This window comes from Streptomyces sp. KR55 (assembly GCF_052245645.1).
GTDB lineage: Bacteria > Actinomycetota > Actinomycetes > Streptomycetales > Streptomycetaceae > Streptomyces > Streptomyces flavusporus.
Map to the genome: position 1 here is coordinate 1 of NZ_JBQQCE010000696.1, position 3,560 is coordinate 3,560.

3 protein-coding genes are annotated in these 3,560 nt (G+C 70.6%); all 3 read left to right on the forward strand.

Annotated features, from left to right (window positions below; translation table 11 throughout):
* Positions 1-927: non-ribosomal peptide synthetase (locus ACTWQJ_RS48510; protein WP_443312753.1), on the forward strand; the 927-nt coding region annotated here is incomplete at its 5' end.
* Positions 924-2,126 carry an OzmP gene (locus ACTWQJ_RS48515; RefSeq protein WP_443312754.1) on the forward strand — a complete coding sequence of 401 codons (1,203 nt, stop codon included), beginning with the start codon at positions 924-926 and terminating at the stop codon, positions 2,124-2,126. The genes ACTWQJ_RS48510 and ACTWQJ_RS48515, both read left to right, overlap by 4 nt.
* Before the next feature lie 24 nt (positions 2,127-2,150).
* Positions 2,151-3,560 (forward strand): type I polyketide synthase (locus ACTWQJ_RS48520; RefSeq protein ID WP_443312755.1); only part of this gene is annotated, 1,410 nt, incomplete at its 3' end.

A 3,560-nucleotide genomic window follows, 5' to 3' on the forward strand; every position in this document is an offset into this window, starting at 1 on the left:
ACCGTGGACCGGGTGCTGCCCGGCGAGGCGGCCACCATCGGTCGGCCCATCGGCAACACCCGCTGCCACGTCCTCGACGAGCGCGGCGTCCCGGTCCCGCCCGGCATCCCCGGCGAGCTGTACCTGTCCGGCGACGGTGTCGCCGACGGCTACCTCGGCCGGCCCGAGCTGACCGCCGAACGCTTCGTCACCGCCCCCGGCGGCGGCACCGGCCGCGCCTACCGCACCGGCGACCTGGTACGCCACCTGCCCGACGGCCGTTTGCAGTACCTGGAGCGGATCGACGGCCAGATCAAGCTCAACGGCTACCGGATCGAACTCGGCGAGGTGGAGTCCGCCCTGCGCCGGCTGCCCGGCGTCACCGCCGCCGTCGCCGTCGTCCGCGAGGACCGGCCCGGCGAACGCCGCCTGGCCGGCTACCTGGTCGGCCCGGCCGGCCCGCTGGACACCGCCGGGCTGCGCGCCGCCCTGGGCGAGCGCCTGCCCGCCTACATGGTCCCCTCCGCCCTCGTCGTCCTGCCCCGGCTGCCGCTCACCCCGAACGGCAAGGTCGACCGCAATGCCCTGCCCAAGCCGGACGTCGTCCGCGTCGCCGGCGGCGCGGCGGCCGTCCGCACCGACCTGGAGCGGCGCATCGCCGAGGTCTGGTGCGAGGCGCTCGGCCTGGAGTGGGTCGGTGCCGAGGACAACTTCTTCGACGTCGGCGGCGATTCGCTGCGCCTGACGTCCGTGGTGGCGACCCTGCGCGAGCGGCTCGGCCTCCAGGTCACCCGCCTCGACATGTTCGGCCATCCGACCGTACGGGCCATGGCCGCCCATGTCGCCGACGCCGGCCGCCCCGCCGAGCCCGCCGTGTCCCGGCCCCGGCGCTCCCGGGACACGGCGGCGCTCGCCCGCCGCCGCGACCGCAGGGGGCGGCGCTCATGACCGGCCGACACGACTTCGCCACACCCACCGCACAGCCCGATCCGTCCGTCTCACCAGGGGGTTCCGTGTCCAGCTGCCAGGTCTGCTCGCTCAAGGCCGGCCATCCGGGAGTGGTGCTCGACGACCAGGGGGTGTGCAACCTGTGCAACCTGGACTTCGCCGAGGACCTGCTCGTCAACTACCGCTACACCAGCGAGGTGTTCACCGAGTTCCAGCAGGCGCCGCCCGGCACCGGCGAGTACGACTGCCTGTTCATGTACAGCGGCGGCAAGGACAGCACGTACATGCTGGACAAGTTCGTCAACGAGTACGGCAAGCGGGTGCTGGCCTTCACCTTCGACGTGCCCTTCGAGAGCGTGCACGCCGCCCAGAACATCGCGCTGGCCCGGGAGAAGATCCCGGCGACGTTCGTCCTCGACGCCGACGACGACAACATCAAGCTGATGATGCGCGAGGTGTTCAACCGTCCCGCGCCGAAGAAGCCCGGCAAGTACCTCGACGAGAAGCTGCCCTGCGTCTCCTGCCGCACCTTCTTCGTGCTGCGCGCGATCCTCATGGCCTACCGGCAGAAGATCCCCTACATCGCGCTGTGCGCCGACCCGCAGCAGATCCTCACCATGGAGTCCAACGTCCGGGAGATCGTGCGCGGCTTCTACAAGACGTTCGGCGAGCGGCTCACCGACACGCTCTTCGGCGGGCAGCTGGAGGAGCTCCTCTTCGACGACGACGAGAACCTGCCGAAGATCGTCTTTCCGTTCATCGCCATGCGGCACGAGTACGACCCCGACCGCATCGTCGAGGAACTGCGCGCCAAGGGCCTGTACCAGTCCTCGCCGTTGGAGACCCACTGCACGCTCTTCCCGCTGCTGAACTACTACTCGTTCACGAACTTCGACTGCATGTTCTACAAGCTCAACGCGGCCAGCCACGTGCGGTCCGTCAAGCGCAACGCCTCCTACGACCGCAACACCTTCAGCATCAAGTTCCCGCGCTCGCTCGACCTCGCCGACGTGGAGGACCGGCTCGGCAAGGTCGTCAAGGAGATCGCGGCGGGGGAGGGCGACCGCGACGAGCACGAGCGCAGCCTCGTCGACATCTTCCAGCGCATGGACGCCTCCGAGGACGCCGCCCGCTTCGTCGCCCGCAGCTTCCTCGACATGCGGTCCGTCGCCGCCGACCTCGGCATACGGCTGAGCTGACACCCGAGCAGGAGAACCAGCACCATGACGCTTTCCGACTCCGACGTCGCCATCATCGGCATGGCCTGCCGCTTCCCGGGCGCCGACTCCGTCGACCGCTTCTGGGACGTCCTCAGCGAAGGCCGCGAGACGCTGACCCGGTACACCGACGAGGAACTCCTCGCCGCCGGCGTACCCGCCGCCCGGCTGGCCGACCCGCGCTATGTGAAGGCCGCCCAGACCATCCCCGGCACCGACCTGTTCGACTCCGAGCTGTTCCAGTTCACCCAGGACGAGGCCGAGATCCTCGACCCGCAGCACCGGGTCTTCCTGGAGTGCGCCCTGGAGGCCCTGGAGCGGGCCGGCTACGACCCCGAGCGCACCGACGCCCACATCGGCGTCTACGCCGGCGCCGGCATGAACACCTACCTGCTGCACAACCTGGGCGAGCGCTACCGGGCCGCGTCCTCCGTGGACCACTACCGGCTGATGCTCGCCAACGACAAGGACTTCCTCGCCACCCGGGTGTCGTACAAGCTCAACCTGACCGGCCCCAGCGTCAGCATCAACACCGCCTGCTCCACCTCGCTGGTCGCCGTGCACACCGCCTGCCTCGCCCTGCTCGGCGGCGAGTGCGACATGGCCCTGGTCGGCGCGGTCCACCTCAACCCGCCGGGCCAGGGCTACCAGTACCAGGAAGGCATGATCTTCTCGCCCGACGGCCACTGCCGCGCCTTCGACGCCGAGGCCCGCGGCACCGTGATCGGCAGCGGCGCCGGAGCGGTCGTCCTCAAGCGGCTGAAGGAGGCCCTCGCCGACGGCGACTGGATCCACGCCGTCATCAAGGGCTCCGCCATCAACAACGACGGCTCCGCCAAGACCGGTTACACCGCGCCCAGCATCTCCGGGCAGGCCGCCGTCATCGCCGACGCCCAGGACGTCGCCGACGTCGACCCGGAGACCATCGGCTACGTCGAGGCGCACGGCACCGGCACTCCGCTCGGCGACCCCATCGAGGCCGCCGCGCTCACCGAGGCCTTCCGCGACGGCACCGACCGTACCGGGTACTGCGCGCTCGGCTCGGTGAAGACCAACATCGGGCACCTGGACACGGCCGCCGGCATGGCGGGCCTGATCAAGACCGCGCTGATGCTGGAGCACCGCACCCTGGTGCCCAGCCTGCACTTCACCGAGCCCAACCCGGACATCGACTTCGCCGCCGGCCCGTTCTTCGTCAACACCGAGAAGACCGAGTGGAAGAGCGAGACGGGCCCGCTGCGCGCCGGCGTCAGCTCCTTCGGCATCGGCGGTACGAACGCCCATGTGATCCTCCAGGAGGGCCCGGCCCGCGGTCAGGCCCTGCACGAGAGCCGGCCGGAGCTGCTGGTCCTCTCCGCCCGCTCCGAGGACGCCCTCGAACAGGCCGCCGCCGCCCTGGCCCGCCATCTGCGGGCC

Coding starts and splice junctions, on each gene's coding strand:
- ACTWQJ_RS48515 (WP_443312754.1), top strand. CDS start 924: ATGACCGGCCGACACGACTTCGCCACACCCACCGCACAGCCCGATCCG.